General features: G+C 50.6%; 18 protein-coding genes and 1 rRNA gene. 8 read left to right on the forward strand and 11 right to left on the reverse strand.

Annotated features, from left to right (window positions below):
* A 16S ribosomal RNA gene (locus ASF12_RS17630) occupies window positions 1-196 on the reverse strand; the annotation flags it as partial.
* An 819-nt stretch (window positions 197-1,015) separates the two neighbouring features.
* On the opposite strand from ASF12_RS17630, the gene ASF12_RS17635 reads away from it, so the two are divergent.
* From ASF12_RS17635 to ASF12_RS17645, 3 genes are read left to right on the forward strand one after another with little or no spacing between them, the layout of a single operon-like run.
* Window positions 1,016-1,693: a GntR family transcriptional regulator gene (locus ASF12_RS17635; RefSeq protein ID WP_056037280.1), complete on the forward strand. Its 678-nt coding sequence runs from the start codon at window positions 1,016-1,018 to the stop codon at window positions 1,691-1,693.
* 18 nt (window positions 1,694-1,711) lie between these two features.
* Window positions 1,712-2,797, forward strand: a complete 1,086-nt coding sequence (gene uxuA / locus ASF12_RS17640; RefSeq protein ID WP_056037284.1) for a mannonate dehydratase — start codon at window positions 1,712-1,714, stop codon at window positions 2,795-2,797.
* Window positions 2,746-3,657, forward strand: a complete 912-nt coding sequence (locus ASF12_RS17645) for an SDR family oxidoreductase (RefSeq protein ID WP_081418884.1) — start codon at window positions 2,746-2,748, stop codon at window positions 3,655-3,657. The genes uxuA and ASF12_RS17645 overlap by 52 nt, the downstream gene beginning before the upstream one ends.
* A gap of 474 nt (window positions 3,658-4,131) precedes the next feature.
* Here the strand turns inward: ASF12_RS17645 and ASF12_RS17650 are convergent, their stop codons facing one another.
* The 10 genes from ASF12_RS17650 to ASF12_RS17695 all read right to left on the reverse strand — a co-directional run bounded on the left by ASF12_RS17650 (window position 4,132) and on the right by ASF12_RS17695 (window position 17,887).
* Window positions 4,132-5,025 carry a dihydrodipicolinate synthase family protein gene (locus tag ASF12_RS17650; protein ID WP_056037290.1) on the reverse strand — a complete coding sequence of 298 codons (894 nt, stop codon included), beginning with the start codon at window positions 5,023-5,025 and terminating at the stop codon, window positions 4,132-4,134.
* Window positions 5,026-5,070: 45 nt separating this feature from the next.
* A complete protein-coding gene (locus ASF12_RS17655) occupies window positions 5,071-6,033 on the reverse strand; it encodes a phosphoglycerate dehydrogenase (protein ID WP_056037294.1) in 963 nt (320 codons plus the stop codon).
* On the reverse strand, window positions 6,033-6,863 hold the full coding sequence (locus ASF12_RS17660) for a carbohydrate ABC transporter permease (protein ID WP_056037297.1): 831 nt from the start codon (window positions 6,861-6,863) through the stop codon (window positions 6,033-6,035). Before ASF12_RS17660 ends, ASF12_RS17655 begins: the two co-directional genes overlap by 1 nt.
* A 10-nt stretch (window positions 6,864-6,873) precedes the next feature.
* Window positions 6,874-7,746 carry a carbohydrate ABC transporter permease gene (locus ASF12_RS17665; RefSeq protein WP_056037300.1) on the reverse strand — a complete coding sequence of 291 codons (873 nt, stop codon included), beginning with the start codon at window positions 7,744-7,746 and terminating at the stop codon, window positions 6,874-6,876.
* Window positions 7,747-7,834: 88 nt separating this feature from the next.
* Window positions 7,835-9,169: an ABC transporter substrate-binding protein gene (locus ASF12_RS17670; RefSeq protein ID WP_056037302.1), complete on the reverse strand. Its 1,335-nt coding sequence runs from the start codon at window positions 9,167-9,169 to the stop codon at window positions 7,835-7,837.
* A 236-nt stretch (window positions 9,170-9,405) separates the two neighbouring features.
* The gene (locus tag ASF12_RS17675; RefSeq protein ID WP_056037304.1) at window positions 9,406-11,124 is read right to left on the reverse strand and encodes a response regulator; all 1,719 of its coding nucleotides are present in this window, start codon (window positions 11,122-11,124) and stop codon (window positions 9,406-9,408) included.
* Entirely contained in the window at window positions 11,124-12,830 is a 1,707-nt protein-coding gene (locus tag ASF12_RS17680) for a sensor histidine kinase (RefSeq protein ID WP_056037306.1), read from the reverse strand. The genes ASF12_RS17675 and ASF12_RS17680 overlap by 1 nt, the downstream gene beginning before the upstream one ends.
* 233 nt (window positions 12,831-13,063) lie before the next feature.
* Window positions 13,064-15,040 carry an AraC family transcriptional regulator gene (locus tag ASF12_RS17685; RefSeq protein ID WP_056037309.1) on the reverse strand — a complete coding sequence of 659 codons (1,977 nt, stop codon included), beginning with the start codon at window positions 15,038-15,040 and terminating at the stop codon, window positions 13,064-13,066.
* A gap of 373 nt (window positions 15,041-15,413) precedes the next feature.
* Window positions 15,414-17,012, reverse strand: a complete 1,599-nt coding sequence (locus tag ASF12_RS17690) for an acyl CoA:acetate/3-ketoacid CoA transferase (RefSeq protein WP_056037312.1) — start codon at window positions 17,010-17,012, stop codon at window positions 15,414-15,416.
* 74 nt (window positions 17,013-17,086) lie between these two features.
* The gene (locus tag ASF12_RS17695) at window positions 17,087-17,887 is read right to left on the reverse strand and encodes an enoyl-CoA hydratase/isomerase family protein (protein WP_056037315.1); all 801 of its coding nucleotides are present in this window, start codon (window positions 17,885-17,887) and stop codon (window positions 17,087-17,089) included.
* 207 nt (window positions 17,888-18,094) lie between these two features.
* Here ASF12_RS17695 and ASF12_RS17700 point away from each other — a divergent pair, with 207 nt between their 5' ends.
* From ASF12_RS17700 to ASF12_RS17720, 5 genes are all read left to right on the forward strand, one after another.
* The gene (locus tag ASF12_RS17700; RefSeq protein ID WP_056037317.1) at window positions 18,095-19,138 is read left to right on the forward strand and encodes a LacI family DNA-binding transcriptional regulator; all 1,044 of its coding nucleotides are present in this window, start codon (window positions 18,095-18,097) and stop codon (window positions 19,136-19,138) included.
* A 208-nt stretch (window positions 19,139-19,346) separates the two neighbouring features.
* Window positions 19,347-20,162, forward strand: coding sequence for a transporter substrate-binding domain-containing protein (locus tag ASF12_RS17705; protein ID WP_056037320.1), 816 nt, complete (start codon window positions 19,347-19,349; stop codon window positions 20,160-20,162).
* A gap of 3 nt (window positions 20,163-20,165) precedes the next feature.
* A complete protein-coding gene (locus ASF12_RS17710; RefSeq protein WP_056037323.1) occupies window positions 20,166-20,834 on the forward strand; it encodes an amino acid ABC transporter permease in 669 nt (222 codons plus the stop codon).
* Window positions 20,835-20,844: 10 nt separating this feature from the next.
* Entirely contained in the window at window positions 20,845-21,585 is a 741-nt protein-coding gene (locus tag ASF12_RS17715; RefSeq protein ID WP_056037326.1) for an amino acid ABC transporter ATP-binding protein, read from the forward strand.
* 21 nt (window positions 21,586-21,606) lie between these two features.
* Entirely contained in the window at window positions 21,607-22,773 is a 1,167-nt protein-coding gene (locus tag ASF12_RS17720; RefSeq protein ID WP_056037329.1) for a MalY/PatB family protein, read from the forward strand.
* The last annotated feature ends 201 nt before the right edge of the window (window positions 22,774-22,974 follow it).

A 22,974-nucleotide genomic window follows, 5' to 3' on the forward strand; every position in this document is an offset into this window, starting at 1 on the left:
GCGACCAAGTTGTGTATCCGGTATTAGCATTCGTTTCCGAATGTTATCCCAGTCTTACGGGCAGGTTACCTACGTGTTACTCACCCGTCCGCCGCTAACTATCAGGAGTGCAAGCACTCCATCAAGTCCGCTCGACTTGCATGTATTAGGCACGCCGCCAGCGTTCGTCCTGAGCCAGGATCAAACTCTCCATTTAGGTGACTTGCATGTATTAGGCACGCCGCCAGCGTTCGTCCTGAGCCAGGATCAAACTCTCCATTTAGGTGTTTGACTTGCTCATTACTTTTTTGTATCGCTTTACATTAACTAAGTTAATGTGGCAGTTTCACTCGTTGTTCAGTTTTCAAAGAACAATTTCTCTTGCTTGCGTTTCGTTCGTGTCTGCCGTATGTCTCAGCGGCGACTCATATAATATATCACGGGTGCCTAGAAGATTGCAAGTGTTTTTTCAAAAAAATATTCCCTTTTTCATTTTTATTTAAAAATAACATTCAAACTACCGTTCACAATACCTCACTATAATGAAGTAATTATTTTAAACCCCTTATAATTTACTGATTCCATGGATTAAAAACTTTCGTGAAAGGGACTGCTGCCATCTTTCTTTCCTATAAGACATCCCTTTTCTGAATATTGCAGTCTATGGCTTTATTGATTCCAATGCGGACAAAATCGTTTCTTAATTGTCAGTTAAAGGCTCATAAGCAAACACTATAGCATAGAAACAAGCCTCGTTCAGCGTTCAACTGCTGGGACAAGGCTTGTTTTGCGTTAGGCAGGCGGATGATGGGGATGCCCGAAGGGAATCTTTTTCACCAAAAATGTTTCCGCTTCCAAACTACCATACAAGTATGGTAGTATAGCAAGGTGAAACGGCTGTCGCCGTCCTTTGGCGGGGCAGTGCGTTTCATTCCGAGAAATATAGAGAAAGGATGGCATAATTATATACTTTCCTATATTTTGAAAACATAAATTTCAACCTAAAAAAAGAGCTTGCCTACTGAGGAGGTGAACGATGGATTTTACGATAAAGCCCACTGCCGTATCGACGCGGGATGCGATTTATTTGACGCTGAAGGAGCAGATTTTGAGCTTGGAGCTGCCGCCCGGTACGAGCATTTCGGAGAAGGAAATTTCCGTAAAGCTTGGCGTCAGCCGCACCCCCGTTCGGGAAAGCTTTGTTCGGCTGGCGCAGGAAGGGCTGCTCGAAATTTTTCCGCAGCGCGGTACCGATGTGTCGCTCATTGATTTGGAGCTGGTCGAGGAAGCCCGTTTTATGCGCGAGCAGTTGGAGACTGCGGTTATCCGCCTCGCCTGCATCAGCTTCCCTGCGCAGCGGCTGACGGCGATGCGTCACAATCTCGCCTTGCAACGGGCTTGCGTAGAAAGCCAAGACTACAAAACGATGTTTGAGCTGGACGAAGCTTTTCACCGCACGCTGTTTGAAGGCTGCCGCAAGAGCAACACTTGGGCCGTCATCCAGCAAATCAACGTCCATCTCAACCGCAGCCGCATGCTGCGTCTCGCTGCCGATCACCATTGGGAGCATTTGTACGAGCAGCATCTGCAAATGGCGCAGGCGATTGAAAGCAGCGATACCCAGCTTGCCGAACGGCTGATGAAGGAGCATTTGAACCTGACGATTGCCGATCAGGCGCTATTGAAAGAGAAGTTCCCTACCTACTTCAAATAATCGGAGGCGAAAGGCACTATGAAAATGGTATTTCGTTGGTTTGGCGAAGGCAATGACACCGTCAGCCTTGACCAAATCAGACAAATTCCCGGCACGGAAGGCATCGTCTGGGCGCTGCATGACGTTCCTGCTGGCGATGAATGGCCGATGGACAAAATTATGAAGATCAAAGAAGCAGCGGACAAAGCCGGCCTGCACATCAAGGTCGTGGAAAGCGTCAATGTTCATGAGGACATTAAGCTCGGCCTGCCAAGCCGTGATTTGTACATCGACAACTACAAGAAGACGATTGCCAAGCTTGCGCAGGTCGGCGTCAAAGTCATTTGCTACAACTTCATGCCGATTTTCGATTGGCTGCGTACCGATCTTCATAAGGAGATGGAGGACGGCTCGACGGCGCTTTTTTATGAAAAAGCGATGATTGATAATGTTGATCCCTTCGATCTCGTCAAACGCATCAACGAAAATTCGAAGCTGACGATGCCGGGCTGGGAGCCGGAGCGGCTGCAATATTTGACCCAGCTGTTTGAGGCCTACCAAGGGGTTACGCAAGAGCATCTATGGGCAAATGCGAAATATTTCCTCGATGAAATTATTCCGTTTGCTGCTGAGCATGACATTAGAATGGCCATTCACCCGGATGATCCGCCTTGGCCGATTTTTGGCCTGCCGCGCATTATTACCGGGCAAGATAATATTCGCCGTTACCTTCAGCTGCACGACAGCCCTTATAATGGTCTCACTTTATGCAGCGGCTCGCTGGGCGCCAACCCGGAAAATGATATCGTGTCGATGATTCATGAGTTTGCCGATCGTATTCCGTTCACGCATATTCGCAATGTGCGCGTCTATGAGAATGGCGATTTCATTGAATCGTCGCACCGCACACAAGATGGCACGGTCGATATCGCCGGTGTTGTTAAGGCCTACCATGAGGAGCAATACGAAGGCTACTGCCGACCGGATCACGGCCGCCACATTTGGGGCGAGGAGTGCCGCCCGGGCTACGGCTTGTATGACCGCGCACTCGGCATTATGTACCTTTGGGGCCTATGGGATGCGTATCAGAAAGCGGCTGCTGCGGAAGGAGCTGCTGCAAAGTGACTGAAACGGTAAATTTACCGAAGCATACCTCCATCGAGGGCAAAGTCGTCGTCATTACAGGCGGCGCAGGCGTATTATGCCGTGCAATGGCGCTGGAGCTTGGACGGCAAGGAGCGAAAATCGCCGTGCTTAACCGCACACTAGAGAAAGGCGAGCAGGTTGCATCGGATATTAATGCGGCGGGCGGCCAAGCAATTGCTGTCGCCTGCGATGTCACCAATCAACAAAGCGTTGCTGCCGCTGCCGAAACAGTGCTTGCCCAGCTTGGTCCTTGCGACCTGCTTATCAATGGTGCGGGAGGCAACCATCCGAGCGCCAATACGACGAATGAGACGTTCCAGCCGGAGGATTTGGACAATCCTGACGTCACCTCGTTCTTCGACTTGAATGTGGACGGCTTCCGTAATGTGCTGGATTTGAACTTCGTCGGCAGCCTTATTCCGACGCAGGCTTTTTCCAAGCACATGCTCGGCAGGGCTGGTGCAGCCGTCATTAATATTTCGTCGATGAGCGCACCGTCGCCAATGACGAAGGTTCCGGCTTACAGTGCAGCCAAAGCGGCGATTAACAATTTCACGCAGTGGCTTGCTGTCCATTTGGCTGATGCCGGCATTCGCGTAAATGCAATTGCTCCGGGCTTCTTCCTGACCCAGCAAAACGAACGGCTGCTGCTGAATGAAGACGGCTCCCATACGGCGCGAGCAGGCAAAATCATCTCCCACACGCCAATGCGCCGCTTCGGCTCGCCGCAGGATTTGCTCGGCACGCTGCTCTGGCTGGCGGATGAGCAAATGTCCGGCTTCGTCACCGGCATTGTCGTGCCGGTCGATGGCGGCTTTATGGCCTATTCCGGCGTCTAGCTTATTTCTTGGAGTCTGCGTACCGAGAGTCAACTTCGTGGATGGGCTTTTGGCGGACTCAGCAGCCGCTATTTCAGCCGAATCACGGGTTATGGCAGAGGAACCGGACTCAGGAGACGTTAACGTGCTTTCCAACGTTATTTTGATGGGAAAATCAAGGCAATAACGGATCTCCTGTCCGCGTACGACCTCAAATCATTTCAAAAGCCAAAATAGCGGAACCTCAGTCCTTCAGAAAAAGAGACAGCGTTTCCCAAGCTGTATGGTCCCTGCCCTGCAACACTCGCACGCTGAGATTCCTTAAGCTTTTGCCTTGAGCCGTTAGATGAGATCGGCTTCGGATAAGCACTACGTACGTATGTATGAGTATACGGATTCTGGTTTGCATACACACCCTAACAAGCAGCGCCCCTCCTAAATGAAGAAGGGGCGCTGCTTGTTATTAATAGGCTTTCAAAAATATCTATGACATCACTAGGTCATCTGCGGCAGCGCATCCAGCTGCTGCTTGAGCGCCTCCACTTCCCCAGCGCTAAGATCAAGCTGCGGCGCTCGCATAAAGCCGGCATCTATGCCGCGAAGCTTGAGTGCTTCCTTGAAAAAGGACATATTGGCACCGCTTCTCAGCACCTCGCAATATTGAATCGCGATGCGCTGCCATTCGCGGGCCTTATCCAAATCTTTCGCCTGGTAGGCGTTGTATACCGCCACAAACGGCTCCGGATATACGCACGACACCCCGGAAATCACACCGTCACAGCCCATAGCGAGCGCCGGAAGGAACAAACGGTCAGCTCCCTGCATTACGGAGAAATCGCCGCCTTTTATGGACAGGTATTCATTCGTGCGCAGAAAATCCGGATAGCTGTATTTAACGCCGACTACGTTGCCGCAGCGCTCTGCTACTCTCTGCGCAACATCCGTTTTGAGATCATTGGCTGCGCATTGCGGGATATTGTACAAATAGACGGGGAAATCAGCGGGCAGACTGGACGCTACCGTCACATAATATTGCTCCAGCTCCGCGTCGTTCGCGCCAAGGAAAAACGGCGTGACTACACCAACACCGTCAGCCCCAATTTGATGGGCATGCTGCGCCAGCAAAATCGTATCATTCTGCGTTGCCGCACCTGCATGAATAAATACGGTAACTCTTCCAGCCGCTGTTTTCACGACCGTCTCCGCAACCGCTTGGCGCTCGTCAACCGACAGCCGCACCATCTCTCCTGTCGTCCCCAGCGGGAACAGGCAGTGTATGCCTTTGGAAATCAAAAATTCGGTCAGCGCTTCTACCTTCGCCAAATCAACCTGTCCTTCTTTAGTGAAAGGCGTCACCATCGCCGTCGTTACACCGTACAAACGTTTCATCGTGCCAATCCCTCTTTCTATTTATGGTTTAGTTAAGGCTGTAAGTTAACGAAGCAAATGAACAGGGTCCTTGCCTGCAAAAATATCCAGCAGCGCCTGCGCCGTGTCTAGGCCAACCCGGTAATACGTCTCTGTCGTTTCCGCTGCGGTATGGGGCGTTGCAATCAGCTTGTCCAGCTCAAAAAGCACATTGTCCGCCGCTACCGGCTCCTGCTCGTACACATCGATTGCCGCTCCGGCGATGCTGCCCTTTTTCAAAGCGCTGTACAATGCCCGCTCATCGACGAGCGCGCCCCGAGCCGTATTGACGAAATAGGCTGCTGGCTTCATCCGGCCAAATTGCTCATCGCTCATCATATGATACGTTTCCTTCAGACTGGGCAGATGCATGCTGACGACGTCGCTCTGGGCGAGCACTTCATCGGAGGAGACAAGCTTGACCCCGAGCGCCTTCGCCTTCTCTTCATTCGGATATTTGTCGTAGGCGATGATCTCTACATCAAAGCCCTGCAGCTTCTTCGCTACCATCTGGGCAATATTGCCAAAGCCCAGCAGCCCGACTGTGCGATCCGCCAGCTCCATGCCGACGGTGCGGTCCCAATAGCCGCGTCGTGCCGAACGCTCAAGCGTCGGGATATTGCGCAGCATCGACAATATCAGGCCAATCGTCAGCTCCGCTACCGCATTGGCGTTGCCTCCCGGTACATTCGCCACCTTGACGCCGTATTCCTTCGCCTTCGCCAGATCAATATTGTCGACGCCAACGCCGAAGCGGGCAATGCCCTTCAGCTTTGGCGCCAGCTTAAAAATCGCCTCATCCCATGTATCTACGCCGGCTACGACCCCGTCGATATCCGCGACAAGCGGAGCAAGCTCTTCAAACGTATGGGGACGGCCAAGCTGGTTCTCGATAATTTCGCAGCCTGCCTCCTCCAGCATTCGCTTCGCATCGGCGCATAGCAGCGAATAGTTCGTCGCCGTCACTAGAACTTTATGCTTTGTGCTCATTATTTGACTCCTCCAACGGTCATCCCGCTAACCATATATTTTGATGTAAACAAATACATAATAATGACTGGAATAGAAGCGATAATCGAGCCGCCCATCAGCGGCCCCCAAGCGAATACGTCGCCAACGATCATATCCGACAGGCCAAGCGTAATCGTCTTGTCGCTCGTTTTCGTTACGATGACGAGGGCATATAAATATTCGCTCCAGCAAAGCGTGAAGGCAAAGATGAAGGTTGCAGCAAGCCCAGGAGCAGCTAGCGGAAAAATAACGCTCCACATCGTACGTGCCCGGCTGCAGCCGTCGATCATCGCTGCTTCCTCAATCTCTCCCGGAATTGATTTAAAATAGGAAACGAGCATCCAAGTGGCATATGGAATCGTAATGGTCGGGTATATAAGCATGAGACCATAAACCGAATTGCTAAGTCCAATCGCATTCACCAGCATATAAAGCGGAATGAACAGCACCGCGCGCGGCATCAAGTAGGCGTACAAGATTCCTCTGGATATAAAGCCGCGGCCCTTGAACTGCAACTTGGAAATCGCATAGGCAGCCAGCATGCTGAACAAAATCGACAGAAAAGAAACGATCAGCGATACGTAAAGGCTATTTTTAATATTTGATAAAAAGCCCTTCTCCGTCAGCAGCTTCTCATAAGCAGACCAGCTGAAAACTTGCGGCCAGAAGGACGGCGTCATATTGTAGATTTCCCCCTGCGACTTGAAGGACGTATTCAGCATCCAATACAGCGGGAACAACGCAAAGATTAGTAAAAAGGCTAAAGCTCCATAGACGAGAACCTGTTTGCCGATTGATTTATTTTCCATCCTTTATCACCTAATCTCTGGATGATAGCGAGCGCTTCGTCACGTAGTTGATCAGCAGAATCAACGGCGGCATCGTCATAATGGCGATGGCGATCGCTTTTCCAAGGCTCATATTCAAAAACCCGATCGTATAGCTCAGCGTAGACAGCACCTGTGTCGCATTGGCAGGCCCTCCGCGCGTCAGCAGCCAAATAATTTCGAAATCGTTCAAGGTCCATATCGTAGTCATCACTGCAGCGAGTATCGTAACTTCCTTCACGGAAGGCAGCGTCATATGCCAGAAACGCTTGACCGCACCGGCCCCGTCCAGCATAGCCGCTTCATACATTTCCTTCGACACGGTCTGAAGGCCAGCAAGAATGGCAATGCCCATGAAGGGGATGCCCCGCCATACGTTAACCAGAATGACCGAGAACATCGCAAGGTCCGGCCTTGCCAGCCAGCCAAGCGGTTGATCGATCAGATGGACTTTCAATAGCAGAAAGTTCAGCACTCCGCCAACATCGGAGTAAATCCACTGCCAGGTAAACACCGATACGATAGTCGGGATCGTCCAAGGTAAAAATAAGAGGACACGGAACGTATTGCGGAATATGATCTTTTCATTAAGCACAAGCGCCATAATCATGCCAAATACCGTTTTGAACAACACGGCTACGCCGGTAAAAACAACAGTATTCCACGTCGCTTTCCAGAATGCCGAATCCTGCAGCAGCTCTAAATAATTGCCGAGCCCGATAAAAACCGCATCCGCTCCTACGACTTTATTCGTAAAGCTTAGATAAAGCGCCCAGCCAAATGGCAGCACCATAACCGCAAGCAGATAAATCAATACCGGGCTCATGAGGAAATAAGCCAGTTTATTGTTTTGGTTTGTATTCAAGCCTCATCCCGCCTTACTTAAAGGCATTGGAGGGCCAGACGCTCTGGCCATCCTTCGCCGAATTAATAACAGCTTACTTTACAAAAGCTTATTTGCTGTAAACCTCTTGAATTTTAGCCTGCATATCTGTGATGGCCGCTTCCGGCGTGTAGCTCGTTTCAAGCAGCAGCTTCTGGAACGTATCGTTGAGAATGCGAAGATTGAACACTTCCCCCGCCTTCGCATTGTACTCGCCAGGATAGCCGAGGAAATTAAAGCCAGCAACGGATTCGACAAATGCTTTGTTTTTCTCGCCTTGCCATACCGCTTCCTTCGCCAGCTCGTCATATACGGGAGCCGTCAATGGAGCACCCTTCTCAATCCATGACTTATACCAGTCTTTATCCAGCATGTAGGAAATGAATTTTTTAGCCAAATCCTTGTTTTTCGAATCTTTGAAAATGCCGAGATTGTTGCTGATGCCCGGAATAAAAGTACCTTTAGGGCCTGCCGGATAAGGCGCGATGCCTGTTTTTTCATACAAGTCCGGGTTATCCTTCTTAATCGTCGCGAGCACGCTGCCCGTGTTAAAAATCATCGCTGCTTGTCCGCTCAAATAAGCTTTATTGTTGCCCGCATCATCCCAGCCGATTGCGCTTGGCGGCGTGCTTTTATCCGTTAAGAAAATATCGCGGATAAACGAAGCGGCCTGCACCGTTTCCGGCGAATCCGCAATGACCATTTTGCCATCCTGCGTATCGACAGATCCACCGTAGGACCAAATAATGCCGCGAGTTAGAAACTCAGCGTCGGAGTTGCCTTTGCCGTAGCCCATGCCGATGCCATATAGGCCTTTGCTCGTATCTGTCAGCTTTTTGCCCATTTCCCTAAGCTCGTCCCATGTTTTTGGAGGCTCTGTGTAGCCTGCATTGGCAAGCAAATCTTTGCGGTAGTAAAGCACCTGCGTCTCGGTCCAAAACGGCACACCATATTGCTTGCCGCTGAACGTTATCGCTTTTTTCGTATTTTCATTAATGGCGCTTTTGCCTTGCAGGCTGGCCACCACATCGCTTACATCCTCCAAAACATCTTTACCGTAAAATTGCCCAATTTCCTGATAACCGAAAAAGGATACATCCGGCACCGATTTGGATTCAATCGCCGCCGTCCACTTCGGATAAAAATCCTCGTAGGCAATCAGCTCCACATTTACGTTCACATTGTTTTCTTCTCCAAATTGCTTCGCACGCTCTGTAATTAACGTGTTTTGATCATCAAACAGCTGCTTCTTCATCCAAAAGGTAAGCGTTGGCTTCTCGCCGCTGCCCGCCTGCGCGTTCGCCCCGCCATTGTTCGCCGTTCCCTCATTGCCTGCATTCCCGCAGCCTGCCACGGCAACTGTCAACAAAGAAACTGCTACTGCTTTTTTCACTCCGTTTTTCATAGAAATGCTGACCTCCCGTTTCGCTTTTTTTCACGTACAGCATCATCTGAGTTGAAGCGCTTTCATGCTTCTGTCCCTATCTTAATTCGAATAGTTAAAAGATAATATGACAACAATTTAATCGAATGATACAAAATTAACACAATTCCACTACCGCCTTTTTCCGGTGAAAAATAGTACAAAAAAACAGCACCGCTCCATCGCTCGGATTGCGGCGCCGCTGTTATGGCCCTTCTCTATTTCAGTTCCTTGCCGCCCTCCAGCTTTTGCCGGTACTCCTGGGGGGTCAGGGAATAATATTTTTTGAACACCTTATTGAAATAATTCGGGTTCTGATAGCCTAGCTGGAGCGCGACTTCATAGCTTTTCAGGGCTGGATTGGCCAGCATGGATGCCGCCAGCTCCATCTTGAGCCGCAGCACATAGTCACTCACATTTTCGCCCGTCGCCAGCTTAAAAATCCGCGACACATGAACCGGATGCATAAACAGATAATCGGCGATCGCTTGCAGCGTCACATCGGTGACGAGATTTTTCTCAATGTAGCTGCGGATTTTGCCTACCGTTATTTCACGGTCATTTCTCGTATCGTTCTCCATGCTTTGCCGCAGCAGCCGGAATGCTTCGTCTAGCCAGCTTTTCAACGCCGTAATGGAGCGGCATGGCAGCAGCCCGCTCATATCCGATAAGCCGGGGCCGATCATCTCCGCCAATTCACGCCCGTTTTTGTGCGCGAAGGAGCTGAAAGAGGCATAGATGGAAAAAAACACTTCCATCAGATGCTCCGGCGAATCCGGCCAGCCTTGATTCAGCTCGCTCCAGATGCCGCCAAGCTTCTGCTCGGCCACTTCCCAGCTGCCCGATTCCATCAAATGAATGAGCATCGGCGGCTCGTACAGCCGCTGAAGCGAATGAACCGGCAGCTGGCGGGCGATATCGCTGGCGACATGGATAAACAGCCCGCTTTGGCTGCCAATCTGCCGTCGCAGCGCCAGCAAAACATCCTCATACCGCTGCCTGACATCATGCGGGAACAACCCCCACTGGCTGACGAGCACGGATACCTCTCCACTCAAATAATGATTAACGCTGAGCTGAAGCTGCGAGGCTTTGAGCTGGAGCTCCTCATCCAGAGCTTTGCCCTCCTCTGATGAACCGTACGGCGGCTCTTCACCCTCCCCTTGCTTTTCCGCCATAGGCGGTCCGCCAGCGCTTTCTGGCATTTCCGTAACAATGCCCACCAAGTAGCCGTGAATGGTTTTACATGTCCAGAGACGAAAACGCTCCTCAAACAGCTCCTCCGCCATATTGCTCACAGCATATTCCATCAGGGACAGGCTATAGAAATCCATCTCCGACAGCTTGCCCTCAAGCCGTACGAGCATCAGCGCAAAGCGTTGTCCCATGGCAACCGGAATTTTGAGCGATTCCAGCTTTTCGGGCAGCCGCTCCGCTGAATATTTGCGTCCCTCAAGCAATTCATTCAAGAGCTCGCCCTGAAGCTTCGGCAAATTCTCTTGAAAGGCCCTTGCTACGCGCTGATGGAAGCTCTTCTCGTCCAGCTCCTTTTTTAATGCCTGAACCGCCCCGCTCACCTTTTCTAAAATGTGCTCGTCACTAATCGGCTTTAATAAATAGTCATACGTTTCATGGGCAATAGCCTGCTGCGCATAAGCAAACTCGGCATGCCCAGATAATAAAATGCATTTAATCCGCTTCCAGCTCCTGCGCACCTGCTGGAGCAGCTCCAATCCGCTGATGCCCGGCATCCGGATGTCCGTAATTAGAATATCGATCGTATTCGTATTTAAAATTTCCAGCGCCTCTATGCCGGAATAAGCTTTGAACACAGCGCCGATGCCAATTTGCTCCCATGGAAGCGTATCGGCAAGGCTGTCCACCACGCTCGCCTCATCGTCCACAAGCAATAGTCTAAATGCCAACTGCTCCTCCATCACGCTTCCTCCTTATCCTCCCAAATGATTTCCGTACGAAAGCCATCCAGCGGTGAAGGCGAAGCGGAGAACTGCAAGCCTGAAAGCCCGCCATATAGCTGTGTTAGCCGTTGATGCGTATTCCATAGGCCGCACCCGGTGTGCTCATCCAACGGGACAGCGAGCGACATTCGCAGCTTGACCATCTCCTCCTTCGTCATGCCGCTGCCATTATCATCGACGATGAGCCGGTTCAAGCCGTTCTGGCGCAGCCCTTTAATATGGACAATGCCAAATTGCAGCTGGCTTTCAATTCCGTGGACGACTGAATTTTCCACAATAGGCTGAATGAGCAGCCGTGGAATGGGCAAATCCATCATCTCCTCAGGAATATCTATTTCATAGTGCAGACGCTGGATACGAAGCTGCTGAATAATCAAATAGTTTTCCACCAGCTTAAGCTCCTCGCGCACCGTCGTCATGCTGTTTTCCATCCGCGTCGTGTAGCGATAGTATTCGCCTAAATTCAGCGACATCGCCACGACTGCCTCCTTATCGCCGAGATTCGCCATATTTTTAATATAAAATAGACAGTTGTATAAAAAATGCGGATTGATCTGCGATTGGAGCTGCTTCAGCGTCGCTTCCTTGGAGCGCAGCGTCTCCATGTACACCTTGTCGATCAGCTCCTGAATCTGCTCCGCCATCTCATTAAAGCTGCTGAACAGAAACTCAAACTCATTGTTAGGACGCTGCTTCAGGCGGGTGGAAAATTGCCCGTCCTTGATGCGCTGCACTCCCCGCACCAGCAGCACAATCGGGCGCTGGACATTGCGGTACAGCAGCAGGGTAGACAAAACGCCGAGCGCCATTAGCAGTGCTATCGAGATATAAAACAGATTGCGGCTAGTATTAATCGGTGCGAATACGCTGGCAAGCGGCACAACATCGACCAAATACCAGCCGAGGCTTGATGATTGGATATAATTTACAATATATTGTTGGCGGTTAATTTCTAGATTGAGACTGCCGCTGCCCGCGAGCTGCAAGCTTTCCAGCTGCTCCATCGCCTGCGTAACGAGCCGGTAGTTGCCGTTAAAGCCCATGATCGGCGCTTCGCCGGGATGATAAAGAAAAGGCTCGCGCGCCTCATCCTGCTGGAGCGAATTGAGCATATTTTTTAAATTGGCATCGGTGAACCGTACCTCCACATACAAATTCGGCATGTCCGACTGCTGCATGCGGCTGAACAGCATTTCCTTAATGCCGAACGTTGTCGCATATTCATGAACCCATTTGCCCATGTCTCTGGCTTCAAGCTTCTGCTCGTCATAATGGGCGGAATAATCCGTCGAAATCAGCTCCTTGGTGTCGCGCAAATATAAAATAATTTGGTTCGTCCAAGCACTCGTCGTCGTTTGCATATTCAGCATATCCACAAGTCGCAAGTGGCGCTGGAGCTGGACAAGCTCATCATTTTTTCCCCGGCCCTCCACATACTCCCGTATGCTGTAGTCGCGGCTTGCCGAGGTGGAATGCTTCACTAGCTGATCTACCATCATGTCGAGCTGGCTCATAAAAAAACCGAGACGGTTAAGATTCTGCTCCTTGATCGTCGTCTGCACCACATCTACGCTCACTTGGTTCGAATAGCCGTAAAGCAAAATAATCGGGATAAGCAGCGCAATAATTAAAGCTATCATTTTCCGAAATGTCGTCATCTTCATCGCTTTTCCTCCGCCTTACGTTATAAGTTCAGTCTCCTTGGCTGCTGCGGGTCACGGGAATCAACGCCATTCTACCATCATTTTCGGGCAAAAGAAAACGCTTACCTAATCTTGCATAAGCAGAAAGGAAGGTTCACTAGAAGAAAAACGCAAATGAAACAGGCATCTTCCGCACAAGCCGCTTGTGCAAAAAATGCCCGTTTTCCTTATTCATAATAAATGATTGCTGCTTATTATTTTAGCGCCGCTTGAATTTGGTCGAGCACCAAATTAATCGCTACCGGGCCATAATAGGCAATCCACAAATTCGTATCCTCTTTGTAAACATGGCCGTTTTGGACGGCTTTCAGGTTTTTCCAAATAGCCGAGCTTTCGAATTCCTTCGTCAGCTCCAAATTGCTGCTGTCTTCCATCAGAAAGAGATGGTCGGCCTCCAGCTCAGGAAGCTTCTCGAGCGACAGCGACGCGCTGCTGTTCTCTGCATCTACAGCCATTGCTGGCGGAGTCAGTCCCAGCTGATCGTACAAAAGCGCGGCTGTACGGTGGGCCGTTGTATGCAGCCTGACAATATTGTCACGCGGTCTTAGCACCGCGAACGTCTGTCCTTTGTATTTTTCAGACAGCTCGGCTTTCAGTCCGGAAATTTTGCTATTGTATTGATCCAGCACCTGCTGCGCTTCCTGCTCCTTGTCCATAATAAGGCCAAACGTTTTCAGCGTCGTCTGCCAATCCTCATTGCGTTCAAAAATAAGCGTCGGCGCGATTTTGATCAATTGGTCGTAAATTTTATCCTGAAACTCCGTACCAATAATAATGTCCGGTTCAAGAGCGATAATCGCTTCCACATTAGGCTCATCCTTCGTGCCAAGCGTAACGACATCTACCAGCTTGCCCGCCATGTACTCCGGGATTTGCAATTTTTCCGATTCCGTCACTACACTGCCGGAGGGCTGCTCCCCAATGGCAATGAGCTGATCCATGAACTGGGTGTCAAGCACAGCAATACGCTGCGGCGTTTGTTCCAGCTTCAGCTCGCCCTTCATATGCGTAATCGTACGCGGCGCGCTTTCCTTCGAGCCCGTGTCCGTTACGTTCGGCGACGCGGTTATGCTATTTGATGGAGCTGCTGCTCCGCCCCCTGCGCTTGTGTTCGTGCCAGCCGTGCCTGAGCATGCGGCTAACAGCAAAGTCAGACTTAACAGCAGGCTAACCGTCCAGCCCGCTTTAATGCTTCTGTTTGTGTACATCGTTACAGCACCCCTAAATTGGTATTGATAATGATTTTCACCACTACCTTTACCACTATACGGACGCCGCCTTCTTGCAGCAATTGCATATCGCGACAACCCGGATGGATTATGACGACTGCCTTCCACTTGCTCTCTAGCCCTTTTAAAGCTGCTCGGGGAGGAGCCTACATGCTTTTTAAAAATGCGGCTGAAATAGTAGCTGTCCGGATAACCAACTGCAGCTGCGATATCCTTCAATGAAGCATCTGTACCTAAAAGCAGCTCACGCGCTTTCTGCATCCTCACTTGAATCAAATAATCGATGGGCCCCGCCTGATAGCGGACTTTGAAAAGGCGCTGCAGCTGCCTTGGGCTGCAATGGAGCAGCTCGGACAACAGCGCAAGCGTTACCGCCTCGCCATAATGCTCATCCAAATAACGGCTGGCCTGCGCCGCGATATCCGGTACTGCCGTTGCAATCTCTTGATGATGCAGCTGCCCTAGCAGCTCGCAAATAAGCTGGTAAAATAGCGATTTCGTCCGCAGCTTCTCCAAAGCGCCTGCCTGCTTCCATTCCTGCTCCATCCGGACGATTTTCAAATACATTGCGGCATGATGCAGCGGTGCAAAGCCATACTGCATGTGGAACGGCTTGCTGCGCTCCAGCAGCTGCACGAGCTCCTGACGCGCTGGCGGCGACAATGACGCTTTATAAAAAATAAAATAATATTCAAGTGGACCAGAAGCTGGCTCCATATCAAGAAACGCCCCTTTGCCTGCATGGCAAAGATAACAAGACTCGGCGCGATGCTCCACTCCATCAAGCATGATCCGCCCTTGCCCCCGCGCAGTAAAAAGAATAGCGCTCGCCGGCAGCTGATACGAGCGCAGCTCCTCACCTAGCTCCAGCACCGCATGCCGGATATCAAGCACCTTGAGGGAGGCTTGGTTCCACAATTGAATATGTTCATTCAAATTCATCGCTCTTGTTCAACTCCTAAGGATCTACTGGGTCAGACCTTAATGCTCCTCTCCCTATTATAGTGATAACAATTCTCAGTGTCGATTGGAAGATGTGAGGAATACAGCACAAAAAGCCGTCGAATCAATGATTGATTTGACGGCTAATATGGATTCAACTGTTTTTAATAGTTAAAGAACAGCCTTATAAACTGTTATAGCTGTTCTGTTCTCTTGTCTTTTCTTTTCTTTTCTTTTCTTTTCTTTAACTGTAAGCGGAAGTATGTTTGAGTTGATTGGACTTTTGGTAGTTCAGACGAATGTGACTCAGCCTATGGCTGGATTACATTCGTAGAACGGACAACGGCCAGGCAACCAATCATACTGTAGCGAATCATACTGTAGCAGCATTCCACTCTTGCTTGAGACCCATAGGCTCCTCTTGGAACAGCCTTGCATCCATCAGCTTGAGCTCCGGTGAAATGAGCGGCTCAAACGCCAGCAGATCAAGAATATCCCGCTGCAAATCGATTCCCGGGGCAATTTCGCAAAGCATTAAGCCGCGTGCCGTAAGCTGGAACACCGCCCGCTCCGTAATAAAAATAACTTCCTTGCCGTTTTGCGCCGCCTCGATACCATTGAAGGAAATGTCCGCGAGCGCGGGCACGATTTTGCGGAAGCGTCCTTCTTTTGCAATGTCGACCTTGCCGTCATTTACTTGAACAGAGAGGCCGCCAGTGGTAAAGGTGCCGCTGAACACGACTTTTTTGGAGTTTTGGGCAATATCGATAAAGCCGCCCACGCCCATAATTTTCCCATTGAACTTATGAACGTTCACGTTGCCCGCTTGGTCCATTTCAGCAAAGCTCAGGAAGCTGACATCCAGACCGCCGCCATCATAAAAATCGAACTGGTATGGCTGGTCAAGCACCGCCCTAGGGCTGATCGTCGCGCCAAAAATAATACCCTTCGCTGGCGTGCCGCCAATCGGACCCAGCTCCACCGTAAACGTCAGCGCTTCGCCAACGCCCTCCTCGGCTGCCACATAGCCAACACCATCGGAAATGCCGACACCCAGATTGGCTACGGCTCCAGGGAATGCCTCCATGAGTGCCCGCCTTGCGATAATTTTGCGTTCGGTTAGCTGCAAAGGCTCAATGCCGCCCTGTACGGCAAGCAAATCGCCGCTCATATAGCGGTTGCTTTCCGTCTGGTACGTCTGCATTTGCTCTGGAACGACAACGACGGCGTCGACTAGGAAGCCGGGAATTTTAATCGTTTTCGGATGCTGCGAACGAGCTTGAACCATTCGCTGCACTTGTACGATGACGATGCCCCCGCTATTTTTCGTAGCTTGTGCAATGCTCAGCACATCCAGAAAAGTCGGTTCATCCTCCATCGTAATATAACCGTCTGTATCAGCAGTCGTACCACGAATAATCGCGACATCCGGCTTAATGGACGGATAGAACAGCCATTCCTTGCCGTCGATTTCCATCAGGCGAACAAGCTCCTTCGTCGTATGCTCATTCAGCTTTCCGCCTTGCTGGCGCGGATCGACAAAGGAGCCAAGCCCTACATGGCTCAAAATACCAGGATGCCCCGCTGCCGTGGAGCGGAACAGCTGCGTAATGACACCTTGCGGGAAGCAATATGCTTCAATTTGGTTCGTCTCGGCAAGCTCCGACATCCGCGGCGACTGCCCCCAATGCCCGCCAATCGCTTTGGCGCACAGGCCGGCAATGGCGATCGGGCTCATCCCTCTATCTGCCCGGTCACCGAGACCGGTTGTGTGAAGATAAGTCAGCCCGCTTGGCTGCTGCTCTTTATGATAGCGGTCTGCGAGCGCTTCAATAACAGCGGTTGCCTCGACAATTCCGCCGCCGGCGCCGCTAAAGGCGACCGTGGCTCCGTCAGGAATGAGGCGCACCGCCTCTTCAGCGGTTAAAACGGGAACCGGGCCGGTTCTTTTTTTCAAAGTTGCATTAGACATGATGGATAATTCTCCTTCTTCGGCTGCTTTCGTCTGTGCTGCTGGATAAGTCGAGCAAATCAGCGGTTAGAATATTACACTTTCTGAACGGCGTCGCCTGCGAAAACAGGAGGACGCTTCTCGAAGAAGGCTTGCATGCCTTCCTTGAAATCTTCGCTTTCCGCAACCTTTTGCGAAATATCGAGCTGCGTCAAATCAAGCCATGACTGCTCCGGCATATAAATGCGGGTAAGCGCCTCCTTTACAGCGCGGACGGCCGAGCCGGATTTTGCGGCAATTTCCTCTGCCCAGCGATAGGCCAGCTCATAGGCGGTTCCTTCGCTTGCAATCTCGTTGACTACGCCCAAGCTAAGCGCTTCCTGCGCACTCATTGGCTTGGCGAACAGCATAAACTGCATCGCTCTTCCTGCTCCGATGAGACGGGTGATCCGATAGGCGCTGCCGCTTCCTGGGAATGAGCCAATGTTTACCTCCGGCAAGGACAGCACAACATGAGGTGCAGCTACCCGCATATCACAGCTAAGCGCCCAGTCGAAACCTCCGCCATAGGCAGAGCCGTCCAGCGCGGCAATCGTCGGAATCGAAAGGACGGATAGGCGGGTGCGCAGCCGGATCTCGCTTTCCATTTTGTCGCTGACATACGTATCTTTGTCCAAATGCTGCTGTATTTCATTCATGTCTGAGCCCGCCGAGAAAACTTTGCCATTATGGGTAAGCACAACCACGCGCAGCTCCCCATCCGACTCAATATCGGCTAAAATCTTCTCAAGCCGTGCAAGCCCGTTATTCGTCCCCAAGTTCAGCGGAGGATTGTTGAAGCGGATAATTCCGATACGGCCTTCCTTGTGAAATTCAATTCCCGGATTTGCTGACATGACAAAAACCACCTTAATATGAGATTATAAAATATATTTTGCTGTCCTATTGAACAGCTGCCGTTCGTCATTAGATCGATCTAATCTTTCCATTGATTATAAAAAACGGCATCCCCCCTGTCAACAGCTGGATGGGGAATCTATAGTCATTCCATAAGCTGCGATTATGTACTATAATTTTCACTAATGAAAGAGGTGTGACTGATTGTGGGCGATAAAAAAGAAAAACGCGTAACGCTTCAGGATGTCGCGAAGGATGCAGGCGTATCACGCGCCACGGCATCGCTCGTCGTCAGAGGCAGTACGTCCATTACTGAGCAGACGAAACAGAAGGTTCTTGCATCGATGAATAAGCTCGGTTATGTCTATGATCGCGTCGCAGCAAGCTTTCGCTCCAGACGCTCTTCTACTGTGGGCATCATTATTACGGATATCGGCAATCCCTTCTTCTCTGAGCTGCTCACCAATTTGCAGGATCGACTCGATGAACTCGGCTATACAACGCTGCTTGGCATGACTTTTGAATCGGAAAGCAAGCAGGAGCGAATACTGGAGACGATGCTGGAGCATCATGTTTGCGGCATTATTATGGCTCCCGTAGCGGGTACAAACCCTGCTGTATTTGCCCGACTGAAGCAATTAAACGTCCCCTGCGTCCTTATCGGCCGTGAAATTTCCGGAGCACGCGTTGATTATATCGGCACTGACTTCCAATGGGGCACGAAGATGGCTGTCCGGCATTTGGCTGACCAAGGGCATAAGCATATTGCTTTGCTTGGCGGTACGCCTCATACCTCTGCTTATAATGAGCGGCTCGCTGGCTACCTGGAAGGACTTGAGGAATCACGCATCCCCACCGATCAGCGTCATATTATTCCTGGCCCGCCTACGCGCGAGAGTGGCGCTATCATTATTAACCAGCTGATCCGGCAGGACAAGCTGCCTACAGCGGCGCTGTGCCATAACGATATCGTCGCGCTTGGCGTCATCGTCGGCCTTAGGGAAAATCGGCTTGTTGCTGGCAAAGATATGGCTCTCGTAGGTTTTGATGATATTAAAGAAGCCGCTACTGCAAATCCCGGCCTGACTACCGTTGCCGTTGGCTCCGGCCAGTGGGGAATCGAGGCAGCGAACCTGCTGCACCAACGAATCAGCAGCGAGACGCAAGCACCGCAGGAGACGGCTAGAATTATTTTGCCGCCAAAGCTTGTTATCCGCGAATCCTCGACACATTTTATGGGCGTGCATTAATCGATGCACCCCCGTCATTTAGATGGCGAAATGGTCATTGACATTCAATTTTTAACTTGCTATAATTCCAACAAAACTAATAGGAAATAGACGTTACGCGTTTATTTACTAATAGAATCAAGCGCGAACGGTTTCGCTGGCTACAGCAGCACCCGGACACGTTTGGCTTATAATTAGATCGATCTACTAAGAGGAGGCTTTTGTCAACATGTTTGGAAAAAAAAGTGTGGTCTTATTAATGCTTGCCATGACGTTAGTACTGGGAGCATGCGGGTCGAAAACGACTAATGATTCTGAAAGCGCTAGCTCCGGCAACAAAGCAGAAAGCAAAGAATTAAATCTGGCTACGTTCGGCGTCAGCATTGGGTTCTCCAAGAAAGACGGAGACAGGCTGGAAGGTTATGATATTGCCGTAGCAGAAGCTGTTGCCAAATATTTGGGCTACACGAAAGTAAACTGGACGACTGCTGATATGGCAGGCATGTTCGGCATGCTGGACGCTGGCAAAATCGACACGATCGCCAACCAAGTAGAAGCTAACGAAAAGCGTAAAGAAAAATATATCTTCTCCAACACTTATATTTATTCCGGAGCACAGCTAATCGTCCGTGCGGATGATGATTCCATCAAAACGCTGGCCGATTTGAAAGGCAAGAAGATCGGTGTTGACGTTGGTACAAGTAAAGAAGCTTACTTGCGCGCCAATGATCCTAACAATGAGCTGAACATTACAACCTATGAAGATCCAAGCGTCATTCTCAACGATGTTGCGCTGAAACGGATCGATGCTTATATTATGGACCGCGCCGGTGCACAGCTGCTGATCGACAACTCAGGCCTTGCTTTGAAAAAAGCGGGAGACCCCGTTTACACTTACGAGGAAGCATTCCCGTTCCCTAACACCGAAGAAGGCAAGAAGCTGCGTGATTCCTTCAACGAAGCGCTTGAGGCTCTTGCAAAAGACGGCACACTGACGAAGCTGTCCAATGAACATTTGAAACAAGACATCAGCAAGGCTAGCTAATCGATGAATTTCGATACAGCATTTATATTCGAAGCGATACCCAAGCTGCTGAAGTATTTGCCGATGACGCTGATGCTGGCGGTCGGCTCGATGCTTCTCGCTTGTCTTATGGGTATTGTGCTGGCGCTCATCATTAACAATAAAATTTTTATTTTGTCACCGGTGGCGAAGGTTTACATTTCCTTCTTCCGCTCGGTGCCTACATTGGTTACGCTGTTTATCTTTTATGTGGGAATCCCGCAAATTTTTCCGGAATTTACCTTTATTGATGCGATTACCGCAACGATCATTGCCCTCAGCTTTAAAAATGCCGCCTATTTGGCGGAAGAATTCCGTGGGGCGCTGAATGCGGTCGACAGCGGGCAAATGGAAGCCTGCCTGTCTGTCGGGATGACCAAATGGCAAGGCTTCCGCCGAGTCATTTTGCCGCAAGCGATGCGGGTTGCCGTTCCGAGTCTAGGCAACTATTTGATTATGCTGGTCAAGGAGTCCTCGCTCGCCTTTACAGTTGGTGTGACCGACATTTTTGCGCAAACGAAAATTTTGGCCAGCAACTCCTTCCGTTTTTTGGAGAGCTATATCGCCGTTGCCCTCATTTATTGGGCCGTAACGATTGTGCTGACCATGCTGCAGGGAAAATTGGAAAAGGCAATGAGCAAGCCTTATCGATAGGAGTTCTGTTATGCTAAAAGTGAGCGGGTTAAGCAAGCATTTCGGCGATAACGAGGTGCTGAAGCAAATCAATCTGGAAGTGAAGCGCCGCGAGGTTGTTGCGATTATTGGACCATCTGGTTCGGGCAAGTCCACGCTGCTTCGCTGCCTCAACCTGCTGGAAACGCCGGATGCCGGCCATATTGAAATCGATGGCTTTGAGGTCGATGCGAGAAGGCTGAAGAAATCGGATGCCTACGCCTTGAGACAAAAATCAGCGATGGTTTTCCAGCATTATAATTTATTCAAAAATAAAACGGCGCTGCAAAACGTCATTGAAGCGCTCATTGTCACCAAAAAGATGAACAAGCCCGATGCCGAAGCACTCGGCCACAAGCTGCTGGATCAAGTAGGGCTGGCAAGCAAGGCGAACAGCTATCCTGCCATGTTGTCCGGCGGACAGCAGCAGCGCGTAGCGATTGCTCGTGCACTGGCCGTTAATCCTGCGGTGATTTTACTCGATGAGCCGACCTCGGCGCTTGACCCTGAGCTTGTAGGGGAAGTGCTGCAGGTCATCCGCTCGATCGTTGATACGGACACAACGATGCTGATTGTGACCCATGAAATGTCCTTCGCCCGAGAAATTGCTGACCGCGTCATCTTTATGGCGGATGGCTCAATTATCGAGGAAGGCGATCCGCAAAGCCTGTTTGGACAACCACAGCAGGAACGGACGAAGAAATTTTTAGGAACGGTCTTTTCCAAAAACTGACGACAGGGGAAGAGGCAAACGATGACTCGCACACATAATTTTAGCGTACAGCTCGATCGACGTCATACCGATTCACAAATGCATACCCTATTTCCAGAAGATGTACTGCCTATGCACCTGGCCGAAACAGATTTCACCACGGCACAGCCCATTATTGATGCGCTCGCTGCACGGGTAGACCATGGCATGTTTGGCTACGTGGCCGAAAGCGAAGGACTGGCGCTTGCTGTCCAGCATTGGATGGCAAGCCGCTTTCAATTTCCTATAGAACCAGCATGGGTCGAGTATTCCCCATCTGTTGGTTCTTCCCTCGTATTTGCCGTCCAAGCTTTCACACAGCCTGGCGACCGGGTGTTGATTCAGACGCCTGTCTATCATGCTTTCCACAGCTTGATCGATAATAGCGGACGCATTAAGGCGGAAAATCCGCTCAAGCTGCACAATGGACGCTACGAGATCGACTTTGAGGATTTGGAGCGCCAGCTAAGCAACCCGCGTACGAAGCTGATGCTGCTTTGCAATCCGCATAATCCGGTCGGGCGCTGTTGGACCAAGCTTGAGCTGACCAGAATCGCCGAGCTTTGCCTGCGCTACCATGTATTCGTTATCGCAGACGAGGTACATGCTGATCTGGCTTACGAGGCGTTTACCCACATTCCGCTGCCAGCCATTTCGGAAGAAATCGCTCAGCAATGCATGGTCACCGTCAATCCGAGTAAAACGTTCAACCTCGCAGGCATGCGCGCATCTGCCGCTATCATTCCTAATGACCGCTGGCGTGAAGCTTTCCGCATTGCCCTTATCAACAACAAAGCGATTGACCGTCCCGTGTTCGGCATAGTGGCATTGGAGGCTGCCTATTGGCATGGCGGCTACTATGTAGATCAGCTCGTTGCGTACCTGGAGGAGAATGTACGGTTTGTAGGGGACTATTTGCGGGAGCACATTCCGCAAATCAAGCTCATTCAGCCGGAAGCCACCTATTTATTATGGCTTGATGCTCGTGAGCTGGGCCTTCCTCCGGAGCAGCTTGCCCCTTATTTTATGCGGGAGGCAAAAATTGCGTTCAGGGATGGCTCCTCCTGCGGCAATGGCGAAGGCTTTCTTCGCATGAGCGTCGGCTTCCCGAAAGCGGTGCTGGAACGAGCGCTTAACCAAATGAAGCAAGCCGTTTCCAAGCTCGGGTAACCTCCCGCTTAAGCGTTAATAGGCTGTTCTGTTCGCGAAGCTACAGCTGCGATGTTTGGCTTTGACAATAGCAGACAGCCGCGCAACATAAGCAAAAAGCCGTCCTGCATGGCAGCCACTAGGCTATGCAGGACGGCTTTTTTTATATTTAATTCCGTCTTTATATCTTTTCTACGCTAATCAGGCGTGCTATCGTGCTAT

Origin of the sequence: Paenibacillus sp. Leaf72 (genome assembly GCF_001422685.1) — a bacterium.
Classification (GTDB): domain Bacteria; phylum Bacillota; class Bacilli; order Paenibacillales; family Paenibacillaceae; genus Pristimantibacillus.